Origin of the sequence: Microvirga lupini (genome assembly GCF_014191055.1) — a bacterium.
Lineage (GTDB): Bacteria > Pseudomonadota > Alphaproteobacteria > Rhizobiales > Beijerinckiaceae > Microvirga > Microvirga lupini_A.
This window is the reverse complement of the sequence record NZ_JACHWB010000003.1, coordinates 542,071-557,965: the sequence shown is the minus strand read 5'-3', so window position 1 is coordinate 557,965 and position 15,895 is coordinate 542,071. Positions and strand designations below refer to the sequence as shown.

General features: G+C 62.3%; 14 protein-coding genes. 6 read left to right on the top strand and 8 right to left on the bottom strand.

Annotated elements, in window-relative coordinates; genetic code table 11:
- The 5 genes from FHR70_RS14175 to FHR70_RS14155 all read right to left on the bottom strand — a co-directional run.
- A partial coding sequence (locus FHR70_RS14175) for a putative Ig domain-containing protein (protein WP_183451189.1) occupies positions 1 to 6,275 on the bottom strand: 6,275 nt, incomplete at its 3' end.
- A gap of 740 nt (positions 6,276 to 7,015) precedes the next feature.
- A complete protein-coding gene (locus FHR70_RS14170; protein ID WP_183451187.1) occupies positions 7,016 to 7,591 on the bottom strand; it encodes a helix-turn-helix transcriptional regulator in 576 nt (191 codons plus the stop codon).
- A gap of 436 nt (positions 7,592 to 8,027) precedes the next feature.
- Entirely contained in the window at positions 8,028 to 8,594 is a 567-nt protein-coding gene (locus FHR70_RS14165; RefSeq protein WP_183451185.1) for a hypothetical protein, read from the bottom strand.
- Positions 8,595 to 8,766: 172 nt separating this feature from the next.
- Positions 8,767 to 8,928: a hypothetical protein gene (locus FHR70_RS14160; protein WP_210277615.1), complete on the bottom strand. Its 162-nt coding sequence runs from the start codon at positions 8,926 to 8,928 to the stop codon at positions 8,767 to 8,769.
- Positions 8,929 to 9,028: 100 nt separating this feature from the next.
- The gene (locus FHR70_RS14155) at positions 9,029 to 9,664 is read right to left on the bottom strand and encodes an SGNH/GDSL hydrolase family protein (protein WP_183451181.1); all 636 of its coding nucleotides are present in this window, start codon (positions 9,662 to 9,664) and stop codon (positions 9,029 to 9,031) included.
- A gap of 160 nt (positions 9,665 to 9,824) precedes the next feature.
- Here FHR70_RS14155 and FHR70_RS14150 point away from each other — a divergent pair, with 160 nt between their 5' ends.
- A complete protein-coding gene (locus tag FHR70_RS14150; RefSeq protein ID WP_183451179.1) occupies positions 9,825 to 10,085 on the top strand; it encodes a hypothetical protein in 261 nt (86 codons plus the stop codon).
- A gap of 21 nt (positions 10,086 to 10,106) precedes the next feature.
- Here FHR70_RS14150 and FHR70_RS14145 read toward each other — a convergent pair whose 3' ends face one another.
- On the bottom strand, positions 10,107 to 10,370 hold the full coding sequence (locus FHR70_RS14145) for a hypothetical protein (RefSeq protein WP_183451177.1): 264 nt from the start codon (positions 10,368 to 10,370) through the stop codon (positions 10,107 to 10,109).
- Positions 10,371 to 10,495: 125 nt separating this feature from the next.
- On the opposite strand from FHR70_RS14145, the gene FHR70_RS14140 reads away from it, so the two are divergent.
- The 4 genes from FHR70_RS14140 (at position 10,496) to FHR70_RS14125 (ending at position 12,660) form a co-directional block, all read left to right on the top strand.
- A complete protein-coding gene (locus tag FHR70_RS14140) occupies positions 10,496 to 10,759 on the top strand; it encodes a glutaredoxin family protein (protein WP_183451175.1) in 264 nt (87 codons plus the stop codon).
- A gap of 10 nt (positions 10,760 to 10,769) precedes the next feature.
- Positions 10,770 to 11,144, top strand: a complete 375-nt coding sequence (locus FHR70_RS14135; protein WP_183451173.1) for an SPW repeat domain-containing protein — start codon at positions 10,770 to 10,772, stop codon at positions 11,142 to 11,144.
- Positions 11,145 to 11,214: 70 nt separating this feature from the next.
- Positions 11,215 to 11,397, top strand: a complete 183-nt coding sequence (locus tag FHR70_RS14130) for a hypothetical protein (protein WP_183451172.1) — start codon at positions 11,215 to 11,217, stop codon at positions 11,395 to 11,397.
- A 159-nt stretch (positions 11,398 to 11,556) separates the two neighbouring features.
- Positions 11,557 to 12,660, top strand: a complete 1,104-nt coding sequence (locus FHR70_RS14125) for an FUSC family protein (RefSeq protein WP_183451170.1) — start codon at positions 11,557 to 11,559, stop codon at positions 12,658 to 12,660.
- A 99-nt stretch (positions 12,661 to 12,759) separates the two neighbouring features.
- Here FHR70_RS14125 and FHR70_RS14120 read toward each other — a convergent pair whose 3' ends face one another.
- Complete coding sequence (locus FHR70_RS14120) at positions 12,760 to 14,601, bottom strand: adenine deaminase (protein ID WP_183451168.1); 1,842 nt, start codon at positions 14,599 to 14,601, stop codon at positions 12,760 to 12,762.
- 513 nt (positions 14,602 to 15,114) lie between these two features.
- Positions 15,115 to 15,498: a response regulator gene (locus FHR70_RS14115; RefSeq protein ID WP_183451166.1), complete on the bottom strand. Its 384-nt coding sequence runs from the start codon at positions 15,496 to 15,498 to the stop codon at positions 15,115 to 15,117.
- A gap of 99 nt (positions 15,499 to 15,597) precedes the next feature.
- On the opposite strand from FHR70_RS14115, the gene FHR70_RS14110 reads away from it, so the two are divergent.
- Positions 15,598 to 15,888: a DUF3572 domain-containing protein gene (locus tag FHR70_RS14110; protein ID WP_183451164.1), complete on the top strand. Its 291-nt coding sequence runs from the start codon at positions 15,598 to 15,600 to the stop codon at positions 15,886 to 15,888.
- Positions 15,889 to 15,895: the final 7 nt, after the last annotated feature.

The following is a 15,895-nucleotide window of genomic DNA, read 5'->3' as shown; positions in this document are numbered from 1 at the left end:
GAGGTGATGATCGCGCCGGGCGGGATCTGCCCCGGTCCGGTGCCGAACAGGTTGGTGAAGGCGAGCAGCGTCTGGTACTCGGCATTGGCGTCGGCATCGACCCTGAGGGTGGTGGCGGCGCCGGCCCCCGCGCCGGGCGCATTCTGCCGGATCATCGTGTCGATCGTGCCCGCGTAGCCGCCAAGACCGTCCCGGAACGTCACGGTCGCAGTGACGGTCTCATCCGGGACATCGTTGACGGTGAGTGCGAACGTGCTTGAGGCACTCGCTTCGCCATCCGAGGCGATGACGGTGATGGTGTACGAGCCGACATCCGCCTGCGCCGGCGTGCCGGTGATCTGCCCGGTGGCGGCATCGATCGACAGCCACGCCGGCAGGCCGGCGGCGCTGTAGGTCAGAGCATCGCCGTGGATCACGTCGGCATCGGCAAAATGCTGAGCGGCATTGTAGCTGTAGGGAGCGTCCTCGTTCGTCGACTGATCCGCAATCTCCGTGGCGACCACCGGCGCGTCGTTGGTGTTGGTGACGGTGAGCACGAACTCGCTTGATGCGCTGCCCTGCGCATCCGAGGCCGTGACGGTGATCGTGTACGGCCCCACATCCGCATTTGCCGGGGTGCCCGAGAGCATGCCAGTAGCCGTGTCGAGGGTGAGCCAGTTCGGCAGGCCGGTGGCGCTGTAGGTGAGCGCATCCCCGTCCGGGTCCGAGAAGTGGATCGAGGCGTCGTAGCTGTAGCCGGCATCCTCCGCGGTGGCCGCATCGGCGATCTCGCTCACCAGCACTGGCGTGTCGTTGGTGGCGCCGACATCAAGCACGAAGGTGTCGGAGACGGATCCCGTACCATCCGAGGCCGTGACCGTGATGCTGATCGTGCCCGTATCCGCCTGCGACGGTGTGCCCGAGAAGGTGCGGGTCATCGGATCGAAGGCGAGCCAAGCCGGCAAGGGATCGCCGTTGGCCAGAGTTGCCGTGTAGGTGAGTGCATCGCCGTCGGCATCCGTGAAGGCATCTTCCGGAACCGTGAAGCTGAACGGTGCATCTTCACTGGCTGCCTGATCCGCAAGCTCGATGCTGACCACCGGCGCATCGTTGGTGCCGCCTACGCTGAGCGCGAACGTACTCGAGGCGCTGGCCTCGCCATCCGAGGCGGTAACCGTGATGGTGTAGGCGCCAACATCCTCGTTCGCCGGCGTGCCGGTGATCTGCCCGGTGGCGGCATCGATCGACAGCCACGCCGGCAAACCCGAGGCGCTGTAGGTCAAGCTGTCGCCATGGATCAAATCGTCATCGGCAAAATGCTGGGCCGCGTCATAGCTGTAGGGAGCATCCTCTTCAGTCGATTGATCCGCAATCTCGGTGGTCACCACTGGCGCGTCGTTGGTATTGTTGACGGTCACTGTATAAGAGATCGAGATCTCTGCGCCGGACGGATCTTCGGCCATGACAGTGACCTGATACTCGCCGACATCGCCGTTGGTAGGCGTACCGAAGAGAATGCCGGTAGCAGCATCGATGCTCAGCCAGCTTGGGCCTGTCACCGTGTAGGCCAGGCTGTCGCCGTCCGGATCGCTGAAGTGGGTCGAAGCGTCATAGCTGTAGATGGCATCTTCCGCCGCGCTCGTATCGACGATGGGCGACACCACCTCCGGGGCATCATTGGTGCCACCGACCGTCAGGTCGAAGGTGTCGCTGGCCGAGGTGGTGCCGTCCGAGGCGGTGACCGTGATGCTGAGCGTGCCGGCATCCGCCTGACTTGGCGTTCCTGAGAACGTGCGGGTGAGCTGATCGAAGGCGAGCCAAGCCGGCAAGGGGTCACCATTGGCAAGGCTCGCCGTGTAGGTGAGCGTGTCGCCGTCGCCATCGCTGAAGGAATCCTCCGGGATGGTGAAGGCAAATGGCTCGTCCTCGCTGGCCGCCTGATCCGCAAGCGCGGTCACAAGGACCGGTTCATCGTTGACGTTGTCGACAGCCAGCGCGAACGTGCTTGAGGCGCTGGCCTCGCCGTCGGAGGCGGTGACGGTGATCGTGTACGAGCCGACATCTGCATTCGCCGGCGTGCCGGTGATCAGGCCGGTGGCCGCATCAATCGAGAGCCAAGCCGGCAACCCTGTGGCGCTGTAGGTCAGGCTGTCGGCGTGGATGAGATCGTCATCAGCAAAGTGCTGGGCCGCATTGTAGCTGTAGGGAGCATCCTCGTTCGTGGACTGATCGGCGATCTCCGTGGCGACCACCGGCGCGTCGTTGGTGTTGGTGACGGTGAGCACGAACTCGCTTGATGCGCTGCCCTGCGCATCCGAGGCTGTAATAGTTATCGTGTATGGCCCCACATCCGCATTTGCCGGGGTGCCCGAGAGCATGCCAGTAGCCGTGTCGAGGGTGAGCCAGTTCGGCAGGCCGGTGGCGCTGTACGTGAGCGCATCCCCGTCCGGATCTGAGAAGTGGATCGAGGCATCATAGCTGTAGCCGGCATCTTCCGCCGTGGCCGCATCGGCGATCTCGCTCACCACCACCGGCGTGTCGTTGGTGGCGCCGACCGCCAGATCGAAGGTGTCGGAGACGGTTGCCGTGCCGTCGGAGGCCGTGACCGTGATGCTGAGCGTGCCGGCATCGGTCTGTGCGGGCGTGCCCGAGAAGGTGCGGGCCATCGGATCGAAGGCGAGCCAGGCTGGCAAGGGATCGCCGTTGGCCAGAGTTGCCGTGTAGGTGAGCGTGTCGCCGTCGGCGTCCGTGAAGGCATTTTCCGGGACCGCAAAGGTGAACGGCTCGTCCTCGCTGGCTGTCTGATCCGCAAGCTCGATGCTGACCACCGGCGCATCGTTGACGTTGTCGACGGTGAGGGTGAAGGAGCTGCTGATGCTGGCACCGGCGTCATCGGTGGCGGTCACCGTGATCGCGTAGGCTCCGACATCGCCGTTCTCCGGGGTTCCGGTCAGCTGGCCCGTGACGACATCGATGGAGAGCCAGGCCGGCAAGCCCGAAGCGCTGTAGGTCAGGCTGTCACCGTAGGCCAGATCATCGTCGGCGAAATGCTGAGCCGCATCGTAGCTGTAGGGAGCATCCTCGGCCGTGCTCTGGTCGGCAATGCCAGAAACGACGACCGGCGCGTCGTTCACGTTGGCGATCGTCAGTGACGCGGTGTCGTCATGCGTGCTGCCGGTGCTGTCGGTGACCCGCACGAGGATCGTGTAGGTCCCGGGATTGAGTCCGATAGCCTCGATCTGGGCCGCGCTGAGCGTCAGTTCCGGCGTCGCGCTCGTTGCATCGAACGCCCCATCGCCGGTGAGATCCCACTCATAGCTAACGATCGTGTCGTCATTGTCGGGATCATAGGAGGCGCCGGCATTCAGCAGCACGGCCTCGCCTTCATCGATCGCGTAAGGCCCGCCCGCGTCCGCAACCGGCGCTTGGTTGGCCAGGGTGCCGGAAAAGACTTTGTTGTAGATACCCCAGCCTGAGCCATCCTGGTTGAGCGACATCCAGGTGACGACGAAACCGCCATCGGCCAGCGCCGTGATCGCGGGCTGTTCCTGAGAGTTGGCCGTAGTCGTATTGATGCGCAGCTCGCCCCCGAGTGGTGTGCCGTCGGCGCCGTAGCGCTGGGCATAGATGCCGTAGGCCGAGCCGTCCTGATTGATCGACATCCAAGTGACGACGTAGCCGCCACCGGCCAAGGCCGTGATCGCTGGGTTTGCTTGATCACTGGCTGTGGTGGAATTGACGCGGATCTCACCGCCGAGCGCGGCGCCATCGGCGCCGTAGCGCTTGGCATAGATGCCGTAGCCGGAGCCATCCTGGCCTGATGACATCCACGTGACGACATAGCCGCCACCAGCCAGAGCCGTGATCGCGGGGAACATTTGATTGCTGAACGTCGTGGTATTGACGCGCAGCTCGCCTCCGAGTGGTGTGCCTTCGGCGCCGTAGCGCTGGGCATAGATGCCCCAGCCTGAGCCGTCCTGGTCCACTGACATCCAGGTGACGGCGAAGCCACCGTCGGCCAGAGCCGTAATCGCGGGCCGTTCCTGAGAGTTAGCTGCAGTCGTATTGACGCGGACCTCACCGCCGAGCGCGCTGCCATCGGCGCCGTAGCACTGGGCATAGATGCCCCAGCCTGAGCCGTCCTGGTTCACTGACATCCAGGTGACGACGTAGCCCCCACCGGCCAGAGCCGTAGTCGCGGGGAAATATTGATCACTGGTCGTAAAAGTGTTGACGCGGACTTCGCCGCCGAGCGTGCCGCCATCGGCGCCGTAGCGCTGGGCATAGACGCCGTAGCCGGAACCATCCTGGCCTGATGACATCCACGTGACGACATAGCCGCCACCAGCCAGAGCCGTGATCGCGGGGTACATCTGCTCACTGGCCGTAGTTGTATTGACGCGGACTTCACCGCCGAGAGCGGTGCCATCGGCGCCGTAGTGCTGAGCATAGATGCCCCAGCTCGAGCCATCTTGGATTGATGACATCCAAGTGACGACATAGCCGCCATCGGCCAGAGCCGTGATATCGGGGTACATCTGATCACTGGCCGTGGTAGTATTGGCGCGGACCTCGAGTCCTTCTACCAGGACTGTGCCATCGGCATAGTAGGCTCTCGATCCCTGCACGACAGATTCAACCCCTTTGTCGAACAGCTGCTGTCTTTGCGTTGCGGTGAATGCCTGAGTGGCATCAATGATCGTGATGTTGCGGTCTGCGGCATCCATCAGCAGAGCGGTCGCGAAGTTGTCCACCGTGAGAGTGAGGCCCTCGGTTCGCCCGGCGACGATGCGCTCGACCCCGGTCAAGGTCTTACCCCTCAGATCGAGGGTCATTTCACCGGCCCGAAGCGTGTCTGTTCCCGTTTGCAGGTCGATGCTGGAGACCTCCGCCAGGCGGGCATCGGAGACGACGAGAACCTCGTCGCCCGCCCCGCCGACGATCCGCTCAACGCCGCTGAGGCCGCTCATGGCTGTCAGGTCCAAAGACACGCCAGCAGTCAGTTGCAGGATATCCGTCCCGCCGCTGCCCTCCAGATCGTCGCCGACGAGGAAAGCAGGGTCGCTGACGGTATAGGTGTCATCCTCTGGTGTGCCGGTGACAAACTCCACAGCGCTGGTGAAGGAGGTAAAGTCGCTGCTGGCAAAGGTTCGGCTATAGACGCCGTAGCTCGAGCCGTCCTGGTTGAATGACATCCAGGTGACGGCGAAGCCGCCATCGGCCAAAGCCGTGATCGCGGGCTGTTCCTGAGAGTTGGCGGTAGTCGTGTTGACGCGGACCTCACCGCCAAGCGCCGTGCCGTCGGCGCCGTAGCGCTGGGCATAGATGCCCCAACTCGAGCCATCTTGGATTGATGACATCCAGGTGACGACATAGCCGCCACCGATCAAAGCCGTAATCACGGGGAAATATTGGTTGTCGGCCGTGGTGGTGTTGACACGGACCTCACCGCCGAGCGCGGTGCCATCGGCACCGTAGCGCTGGGCATAGATGCCGTAGCCCGAGCCGTCCTGGTTCCAGGACATCCAGGTGACGACATAGCCGCCATCGGCCAGTGCCGTGATCGTGGGGTACATCTGATCACTGTCCGTGGTGGAATTGACACGGACCTCACCGCCGAGCGCGGTGCCATCGGCGCCGTAGCGCTGGGCATAGATGCCGTAGCCCGAGCCGTCCTGGCTGGCCGACATCCAGGTGACGACATAGCCGCCGCCAGCCAGAGCCGTGATCGCGGGCTGTTCCTGAGAGTTGGCGGTAGTCGTGTTGACGCGGACCTCACCGCCGAGCGCGCTGCCGTCGGCGCCGTAACGCTGGGCATAGATGCCCCAGCCCGAGCCGTCCTGGTTGAACGACGTCCAGGTGACGACATAGCCGGCGCCTAGCGCCGTGATCGCGGGATACATTTGGCTGTCGACCGTGGTGGTGTTGACGCGGACTTCTCCTCCGAGAGCCGTACCATCGGCGCCGTAGCGCTGGGCATAGATGCCCCAGCCGGGGGCGTCCTGGCTGGCCGACATCCAGGTGACGACGTAGCCGCCATCGGCCAGCGCCGTGATCGCGGGGAGATATTGATCACTGGTCGTAAAAGTGTTGACGCGGACTTCGCCACCGAGCGGGGTGCCATCGGCGCCGTAGCGCTGGGCATAGACGCCGTAGCCTGAGCCGTCCTGGCTGGCCGACATCCAGGTGACGACATAGCCGCCGCCAGCCAGAGCCGTGATTGCGGGCTGTTCCTGAGAATTGGCCGTGAAGGTGTTGACGCGAGTTTCCCCCGCAGCCGTCAGAACAGCCGACATAATCGTCCTCCCTTGTCTTTGGCTTTATTGTGCAGCTTTCACGGTCATATCTGGTTGGAAATTTGAGACTACCACTCAGTCGAACAAGACGATGACTAGCTCTCGCTGTGGTTTCCTCACTCGTTTGAGCTGTTTACTCTGATGAGGTGCGGGAGCCCCAACCACTCACAAAGGGTATGACCATCATCGGGCCGATCATTGCTTGCCGAAACGCCACTTCTGATGAGAAGAGTACTTGGGCTCAGAAGACCCGCATCATCCGTTTAGATAAGATGTTCGGTATTTTCGCCAGACTAATCCCTTTTTGCCAGTCGTGCACGGCACCAGGTCCCGGGGCGTTGTTGTGCCGGCTCCACACCGCGCGAGCTAAGGAGAGCATGTTGCGCAGCGCTATCGCGAGGGCATCCCACCGAGCAGGACTAATCCCTAGGGAATGGTTCATTTGAAGGATGTCAGCCACACAAACCCATGCCAAAATCGTCGCAAGTCCGTCGATAGGAGGCGCTGCATCAGGTGCAGCGGACTCGGGCATGTTTCCAACCGCTGACTGGCAGCCGATCGAGACAGCTCCGTGTGATGGCACCCCGGTGCTGCTGTTCCATCCGGCATGGAATACCTTGGCGGTCGGAATGCACCACGGCGACTGCGCTGTCTGGCAGCATCCAGATGGTGATCTGCTGAGCACGCCCACTCACTGGACCCCGCTGCCCCAGCCTCCGCGGATCATTGCCACTACCCTCTCACGGTAGGATGGACACTCGGGCCAGCAACGCCATCAGGTCAGCCTGCCGGTTCGTACGAGTTTTCGCAAAGATCGAGGCAAGATGCTTGCGGGCTGTTGCAATGCTGATGTTGTAATCCTTGGCGATCTCGTCGAGGCTCTGTCCGCACGCAATATTCAGTGCGAGCTTGGCTTCCGTTGGGGTTAAGCCAAAGATCTTTTGCAGCGCCTCCCCGGTCGGCCGAGGCGTATCATCGAGATCAATCAGGATTATGATCGTACTGGGGCCGGGCTCCACATGGCTCCCGAGAGGGACCGCATGCAGGACGAGCGGCTTCTGCCCCGCCATGTCCCGGCGAACCACGACCCATGCCTGTTCTTGGAGCGTGAGGCGGACTGACGTTTGGGACCGGAGAAGCACCTTGAGGGCCTCTCGCCAGTTGGGGTAGTCGTGCTGATGGTTGTTCGGGAGTTTCTCTTGCAGAAGCCGGATCGCCGCTTGGTTGATCGTCAATACCTCTCCGGCAGCGTCCAACACGATGCCGCCGTAGCACATGCGGTTCAATGCTTCGAGCAGAGGTGTGCCAAGCAGCACGGCGTCTCCTCTTGGAGGGAAGGGAAGGCAAGGTTTGATACCGATGGAGAGCGAAAATCTGCCCACCAGCCCGCCCGTGCTTCTCCGCCAGGTGTGATCCTGGTCCTAAGCCAAGACCAGAATATATGCACATGCAACGTCCATTCAGGATTGCCTCTCCAGGTGAAGCAGCGCTTACGCCTATAGCGTTGTGCGCAAAAGTAGATCCGGTTTTTCGCGCCCAACACTGCACCATGCAAAGCGGCACAATAGAGGGGTTCATTCAAAAAAACCGGAGCTTACGGTTGCTCGCGATCTGGTCGGTTTCGACTTCAACTATGCCGAGATGAGATGTTTCGCTTTCTAGTTGGATTGCTCACATAAAAACCGCCCTATCGGGCGGTTTTTCGTTTCCATCGATCGGTGGGAGGCGGCTTCGTGAGACCACCTTTGAGCACTAGCGGCTTGAGCGCGTGTCTTCGAGACGACGAACTCGGTCCGCTTGGCGCTGACGCCAGACCGAGCCGGTGCTCACCACATCCCGGCGATAGGCACGGACGACCCTTGGACGGTCGCGATCACGATAGACGACTCGCGTGCGGTAGCGCGGCTCGCGATAGACCACACGGGTTGCCACTCTTGGCTGACGGTAGACAACGCGAGTCTGATAGACGGGGGCGGGCCTGTAGACGACCCGGGTTGCGGGTGCCGAGTAGTAGCCATAAGCCGGGTAGCTATAGGCCGGGTAAGCTGCCGGATAGCCATAACCATAGCTGTAACGATAGCCGTAAGCCGGAGCACCGTACGGGTAGTAGCCGTAACCATAACCGGGATAGGCATAGGATGGGGTGGCCGCAGCGGTGAGAAGCCCGCCGATGACAGCACCGCCGATCAAGCCGGCAGCAACCGCACCGCCGTTGTTCCATCCGCCATGGCGGTGATAGTAGCGGTGTTGGGCGTCGGCCGTTCCGACGCTTCCTGCAGTGATAACGGCGACGCCTGCCAGTAATGCTAACTTCTTCATGGTCAACCTCGTGAGAAGCGGCAAATACCCTTCAATGGCAAATCAATTCACAACTTGAAATTTGGTTCGCAACTTGGCCAATAAATGCTTTACTCTGCTTGCGGCGACAGAGATTCCTGAAGATTTGTTCAGAAATCTCCGATCACGGGAGCGCAAGTGACTTGGTTATGCCTCAAGCTTCGAGCCTGGAAACAGTGATTCTGTTGGCCGCCTCACACCAAGCCGCCTTGCGGCGCTTGGCGAGGCTGCAATCCTGGTGGCGTTCGAAGGCCACGGGATCGAGGAAGCTGGCAAGTTCCTCGATGCGCTGAGCCAGGGAATTCGTCTGCACCATCATGCCTCCTCATGGTCGATGGGTTCCCTCGAAAGACCGAGTGAACGGACCGGCCGCTCGGGAGTTCCCGCAGCGCCAGAACCTCAAGAGGCTGCACCATTCATTGTGCATAGACCTGCGAACGAGGAAAAATGGTGTTCCCGGCCACCACCTGGGCGATCACCCCGGCAATCTTGTCGCCGCCCTTCGCCGAGGGCTCGATGGGATTGGCGTAGTCGTCCGGCTCGTCACAGATGAGGCGCAGATCGATCAGATGCAGCCGTCGGGTAAAGGCCTCTCGGGTGATGACATCATTGAAGATCGACAAAGCCGTCACCACAAGGCGCTGTTCCTGGGGATCAGGGAAGCGGGCATCGTAGATCGTGCAGATGGCTGTCGGCAGGCGCAGCGCGAGGATATGGTCCAGCATGGTGCGGTAGTTGCGGGCGAACTCGTCCTGCACGGCTGCAAATCGGCCGACCACCTCGGCAACGGAGCGTGCTTGTTCGCGCAGGATCCCGCTGCTGGCTAGGGCATCGTTGCCGCCGACACTCACGACGAGATGGCTTGCATCCGACGGAACCCGAGACAACCGACTCAGGACCCCGGTCGTGATCGCTCCGTCGACCGCGCAGAGCGTTGCCTTCCAGTCGTTCTGAAGCCTCTCTTGGACCTGCCTGATCACGTCAGGCTCGCCGCGCCGCACATATGCACCATTGTCGAAGATGCTGTCGCCGAGCAGAACAACGTGGGTCATGAGCCTCTTCCGCCCGTTCCTCGTCTCAAGAAGAGAGCGTGCCGCGACAACTGAGGCGGAGCCGCGCTTGTTCCGATGCACTCTGCGCCCAGAATTCCGGAACGGGGTATCGCGGGCGGACGTTGATCCTATGCCCGATATCGGGGCGAGGAGAGATCAGATGATCGAGACGCTCAAGGTTTCCCTGTTGACCATGATGCTCACAGTCTGGAGCGCCATCGCCATGGCCCAGACATCGCCTGGCGGCACACCTGGCACCCCCGGCGGCGGAACCACCTCTCCGTCAGGAACCACCACCGGGGCCAATCCTGGCGGTGCCGCGGGCGAGGGCATGGACTGGGTCTGGATCATCGTTGCGGTCGTGGTCATTGCGGCCCTGCTCTTCTACTTCCTCGGCCGCGGACGCAGCACGCGGGTCTGACGCCTGCAGATTCAACACCGGTCAGGCTGGCGGCGTGCCGTCAGCCTGAAAGAACGGCCGGAAGTTCTCCAGCCAGGATGCAAGCCAGAACTCGAGAGCCGCTCTGGCGGCCTGCTCCGTGGGCCCATAACCCCAAGCGTCCTCCTGCAGCGGAGTCGACCAGATCCAAAACCTGTTGCTGCCGTCATAGGCCACGCTGCCGACCTCAATGCAACCGACAAAGCCGACATGGCGGTTGAGCGGCACACCGGCCACGTGATCCTGCCGCCATTCGATCCTGCTCATGCGCTGCCGCATCCTCCCTCTGACGTCCGGCGAAGTAGAGCGGACTGTAGCCTGCACAAGACCGCCCACAACGGAACAGACCCACGCCCCTGACGTTGGCGAACGGCCTCTGAAAGGACAAAGCCTTGAAGCTTGAACTCATCCACAAATGGGCCTGCCCCTATTCGGCCCGTGTCCGCGACTTCATCGAAGAGCGCGGATTGAAGGACCGGATCGCATATCTGGAAGTCAACGAGATGGATGGCGCGAAGGACAGACTCACGCAGTTGACCGGAAGGACCCAGGTGCCCTGCCTCGTCGCGGATGGCGAGCCGATCCTGGAGAGCCGGGACATCATTCAGTGGCTCGCCCAGAACCTTGGCGGCGCGCAAGGCGCTGCACAGGCGTGAGAGCATCGTCATGCGTTTTCTTCCCACCCGCATGCATGGCGTGATCGACTATGTCTGGGGTCTCGCGCTTCTGGCGAGCCCTTGGCTCTTCGGCTTCGCGGATGTGCCGGCCGCCACCTGGATGGCGATCGTATTCGGTGTGGGGGCTATCCTGTATTCGGCTTTCACGGCCTACGAACTCGGCATCCTGAAAATCCTGCCGATGCCGATGCACCTGATCCTCGACGGCCTCGGCGGGGTCGTGCTGGCAACTTCTCCGTTCCTGTTCGGATTTGCCGACCGGGTGCTCTGGCCGCACGTTCTTTTCGGCCTGTTCTCCGTTGTCGCGTGCTTTGTCACACATCTCGAACCGATGTTGACGACGGGACACCGGGAACCGGCCTGAATACCCAGGAAGCGTCGTTGACGGGCCTGCCGAGGAGGCGCAGCATCCTGGCGCCACAAGGGAGGCGGCCATGTTCGAGAGAATCGTCCAGGCAAGTGAGGCTTACCGTCAAGGCGCCGATCGGATGACAGGATCCCTCAGGATGGCTCTGAAGGGCTGCCCGGAATGCCGCACGACGCAGATGATCGCGTCGCCCAGCCTCGGCATCTGCGACGATTGCGGAACGAACCTCGTGGTCGTGCCGAACGAATAGACCCCTCAGGCCCGGCGCCATTCCCGTAGCCTATCCTGCGAACCATCCTCTATGCTCGGCGCAAGAGCATTAGACCCAAAAATGGCCTCCACTTTTGGGACCCATCCGATGCTCCAGTCTTTGAAGTACGCATCGTTCGGTGTGGACCCGGAGAATCGCATGGCATTGCCTGGGTGGATCGAGCGGGCGATTGAGCGCATCGGCGCGCGAGGCGCGGAGCTGAAGCTGGCGTTGCGGGTGACCATCGCCGGCGTCCTGGCTTATGCGGTGACCCGCTTCTTCAACATGCCGCAGGGCTATTGGGCGGTGATCACCGCCGTTGTCGTGATGCAGGCGAGCGTCGGCGGCTCCCTCAAGGCTGCCATCGAGCGGTTCAGCGGTACGCTCGCGGGAGCGATCTATGGCGGCGTGATTGCCGCCCTCATCCCGCACGGATCGGCAACCACCCTCGGGCTCGCCATCATCGTGGCCCTGTTCCCGCTGGCCCTGCTTGCGGCCGTCAAGCCGGCCTTCCGCGTGGCGCCGATCACGTCGCTCATCATGCTGCTGCCACCCACGGGGCAGGCCATCGGCCCCCTCGCCTCGGCTTTCGACCGGGTACTGGAGATCATGCTGGGCAACATCGTCGGTGTGGCCGTTGCCATGTTCGTGCTGCCGGCGCGGGCCCATACCTTGATGACGGAGGCCGCCGCCAGAGTCGTGTCGCTCAACGCGGAGCTCGTCACCGTGTTCATCGACGAGCTGACCGCCGGCCCATCAGGCCGCTCGGCCCTGCAGTCAATCCATCCGCAGATCCGCTCAGCTCTCAAAAAAGCGGAGGCCGCCGCCGAGGAAGCGGCCCGGGAGCGGCGAACTCACCTCACCGAGGCGCCTGATCCCGAGCCGCTCATCCGCACGCTCTACCGGGTGCGCCACGACCTCGTGATGATCGGTCGCGCGGCGTCCAGCCCCCTGCCCGCTCCGGTTCTGGACAGGCTCGGGCCCTCGCTTACGACCCTGCATCAGGCCACGCGCACCTTGCTCCTGAATCTCGCCGAAGCCCTGCGGCACCGCAGGAAACCGCCGGACCAGGAAGTCTTTCGGGCAGCACTGGAAGCCTTCACCAGCGATGCCGATGCCCTGCGGGCCGATGCGCTCTTCCACCAGCTTTCGAGCAAGGTGTTCGGACAGGTCTTCGCCTTGGGATTCGCATTCGAGCAGTTCCAGAAGAACCTGAGCGATCTGCTCGCGCGAACCGACGACTTGGCCTCTAAAACATCATGAGAATGAGAGAACCAGACTCTAAAAGACGCGCATCAAGAGAGAGTTGCTGGAAAGGACGTGCATGCCCGGGACTAGCCCGGGCATGACGGGGAAACAGCCTTACCCCTCGTACAGCGGCACCAGTTTCATTTCCGGCACCAGCACCAGCCCCTTGTCGGTGATGCGGATCTCCGGGATCACCGAGAGCGGGATCAGGTTGAAGCCCATATAGGGAATCTTGCAGCCGGCCTTCTCCCATGCAGCTTTCAGGGCCCGGGTTTCCTCGGCCACTTCCGTCACCCGCTTGTCGGAGAGAAGGCCCGCGATGGGCAGCGGCACCATGGCGACGACTTGGCCCTGATCGACTACGCAGACGCCGCCCTGGCTTTCGATGAGCGTTTCAAGCGCCAGCCGCATGTCGGCTTCATTGGTGCCGGCCACGATCACGTTGTGGGAGTCGTGTCCGACGCTGCTCGCCACGGCACCGCTCTTCAGGCCGAAATCCTTCAGCAGCCCGTGCGCCACGCCCTTGCCGCCCGTGCGGCCATGGCGTTCGATGACGGTCACGAACGTGAGGCCGTTGTTGGAGAGCAGCGCGTCCCAGCTCTCCTCCTTCTGCAACTGTACCTTGTCATGGAAGAGCACGATGCCCGGCAGCGCCACGCGGATCACGTTGGCCGTGCAACCTTCCGTCGGCAGATCAGGAATCAGCTTCGGCACACTCGGAATGTGGACCGTGCGATAGGCCTTCTCCGGATAGCGGTAGCGATTGGAGAGCGCCTCATCGAGCACAGGCGTGATCTTCTTGCCCTCCACCACGAGTTCACCGCCGTACCAGGTGTTCTGCACGTCGAGATCGTCGTTGAGCAGCACGAGATCGGCGCGGCGTCCGCCGCCGAGGCCGCCGATCTCGCCCTCCATGCCAAAGCGCGTGGCGGGATGGAGCGAGCCCATGCTCCAGGCCTGCTCGCGGCTCATGCCGGCGCGGCGCGCCTCGCGCGTCACCCAATCCATGCCGAACATCATGAGATCGTCAGCGTCGCGGTCGTCGGTGCAGACGCAGATGCGCTTGTGCGACGAGCCGAGCTCCGTGATGGTCTTGATGGCCTCGGGCAGCGAATGCCACGGTGTCGTCGGCGGGCCGCCGCGCAGGAAGATCCACACGCCGGCATCGAGCAGGTCGTCGGCGATATCCCTGTCGATGGCCTCATGCGTGTCGGTAACGCCACTCGCCGCATAGGCCGCCACGAACTCGCGGCCGTAGATATGGCCAGAAACAGGCTTGCCGCGCTCCAGAGCCGCCGCGAGGATCGCGTGGCTGCGCTCGTCGCCCATGGTGACGGGGACGAAATCCATCTTCTCGCCCAGCGCCGCAGCCTCCGGCCAGCGGTCGAAGAGCGCCGCGATCTTTTCGGGCGTCAGGTCGCCGCCCGCGGTCTCGAGCTCCGGCGACGTTGCAGGAACCGTGCTCGGAACCGTGAGGAAGATCGAGAGCGGCGCGTGGCGCGCATCCTCCAGCATCATCTCGATGCCGGCGGCATCCATAACGTTGCCGATCTCATGGCTGTCGCAGAAGATCGTAGTGGTGCCGTTGAGCAGCGCCGCCTCCGCATAGGCGCAGGCCGTGATCATGCTGCTCTCGATATGAATGTGCGGATCGACGAGCCCCGGCGCGATGGTGCCGCCTTTGGCATCATAGACCCGGCCCGGCGTGCCCACGACCTGCCGGTAGGAGCCGGCCGGCTTTACGGCGGCGATGCGTCCGCCGGCGATCCAGACCTCGCGCTCCGGCGCGATGCGCTCGCTGTAGGTGGAGAGCACACGGGCGCCGGTGATCACGAGGTCGGCGGGTGCGCGGCCGGACGCGACATCGGCGAGGCGCCGGGTCATCGTGGACAGGGGGGAGACGGAGAAGCGGGTCAGCGCTGTTTTGGGCGGCAAGGAAGGTGTTCGATGGTCCATGATCCCTCATCCCGTTGGAAAGTGTTGCCCTAAGCTAGCAGGCTCGGATTTGAACCGCACCCCACCTCGCCCGAGGGCGGGACTTACCTAAGGGGATATTTCCTTAAGGCCAAGCTTGGCTTAAACAGATATGTAACTGATTCGCTTGGAGAAACAGGAGGTTCGACCCGAACCCGCCTGAGAGATCCTCTGGCCAAAACAAAAGGCGCCTTGCGGCGCCTTGTTGGAAAAATTGGTGGCCAGCCGGGAGCAGCGTTGAGGAGGCAACGATCTGCTCCCAGGCTGGCCGAGCCCACGAAGTCCCAGGAGATGCGGCGGACCTGAGCATCCGTAGGGCATTTCTTCCGCTCGGGGCGGAAACTATGGACGAACGTATAGGAAACATGGAGCGTTGCAAGCGCCCATGTGGCCAAAAAGCGGCATTTTCCCAAAAATTTTAAAGCGAAGGTATCTCAACGAGATGAATCCGCTTGCTCAGGCATCGGACTCAATCCGGCTAAGGATTTGCTAAAGTCATGCGGGACGGCTGTCTGCCTCAAGGTAAGTCTTCACGGTCGCGATAAACTTGGCCACCGAGATCGGCTTCGACATATAGGCTTCGCAGCCGCCTTCCCGAATCCTCTCCTCATCGCCTTTCATGGCAAACGCCGTGATGGCGATGACGGGAATCGACTTCAGCTCTTCATCGGCTTTGAGCCAACGGGTCACCTCAAGGCCTGAGACCTCGGGCAACTGGATATCCATGAGGATCAGATCCGGCTTGTGAGCCCGGGCCAGTTCCATGGCCTCGATGCCATGGCTGGTCTTGAGGGTCGCATAGCCATGGGCCTCGAGGAGATCGTTGAAGAGCTTCATGTTGAGTTCGTTATCCTCAACAATGAGCACGGTCTTCTTCATTGGCGCTTTCCCGGGGCCCAAAACGCACTTCACCGGCCCGAATTTTCGTCTGATGGTATAGTTAGATCCAAACCTATTGATGAAATGCAAACTGACAGCATGAACACTCCCTTAAAAAGAGTTACCCGCGAGGAGGCCGAAAATGTCGCAGTGCGGGCTTTTGCCTTCATTACAAGCGACGAGGAGCGCCTCGGCCGATTCCTGGCCGTCTCCGGTCTCGGTCCGGATACCATCCGCTCGGCCGCCACATCCCCAGGCTTCTTCGCCGGCATCCTCGATTATGTAGTCTCCGACGAGCCGCTGCTGATCGCGCTCGCCAAGGAGCTGAATACCAAGCCTGAGCACATCATGGGCGCCCAGTGGACCCTCTCTCCCTCCGAGTTCGAATAGCCCCATC

What these genes read in the sequence shown, in the direction of transcription:
- FHR70_RS14145 (WP_183451177.1), bottom strand. Translation starts at nt 10,370, where the DNA reads ATGAGCAGGATCGAATGGCGGCAGGATCACGTGGCCGGTGTGCCGCTC.
- FHR70_RS14135 (WP_183451173.1), top strand. Translation starts at nt 10,770, where the DNA reads ATGCGTTTTCTTCCCACCCGCATGCATGGCGTGATCGACTATGTCTGG.
- FHR70_RS14165 (WP_183451185.1), bottom strand. Translation starts at nt 8,594, where the DNA reads ATGAAGAAGTTAGCATTACTGGCAGGCGTCGCCGTTATCACTGCAGGA.
- FHR70_RS14115 (WP_183451166.1), bottom strand. Translation starts at nt 15,498, where the DNA reads ATGAAGAAGACCGTGCTCATTGTTGAGGATAACGAACTCAACATGAAG.
- FHR70_RS14110 (WP_183451164.1), top strand. Translation starts at nt 15,598, where the DNA reads ATGAACACTCCCTTAAAAAGAGTTACCCGCGAGGAGGCCGAAAATGTC.
- FHR70_RS14155 (WP_183451181.1), bottom strand. Translation starts at nt 9,664, where the DNA reads ATGACCCACGTTGTTCTGCTCGGCGACAGCATCTTCGACAATGGTGCA.
- FHR70_RS14130 (WP_183451172.1), top strand. Translation starts at nt 11,215, where the DNA reads ATGTTCGAGAGAATCGTCCAGGCAAGTGAGGCTTACCGTCAAGGCGCC.
- FHR70_RS14160 (WP_210277615.1), bottom strand. Translation starts at nt 8,928, where the DNA reads ATGGTGCAGACGAATTCCCTGGCTCAGCGCATCGAGGAACTTGCCAGC.
- FHR70_RS14125 (WP_183451170.1), top strand. Translation starts at nt 11,557, where the DNA reads ATGGCATTGCCTGGGTGGATCGAGCGGGCGATTGAGCGCATCGGCGCG.
- FHR70_RS14150 (WP_183451179.1), top strand. Translation starts at nt 9,825, where the DNA reads ATGATCGAGACGCTCAAGGTTTCCCTGTTGACCATGATGCTCACAGTC.
- FHR70_RS14120 (WP_183451168.1), bottom strand. Translation starts at nt 14,601, where the DNA reads ATGGACCATCGAACACCTTCCTTGCCGCCCAAAACAGCGCTGACCCGC.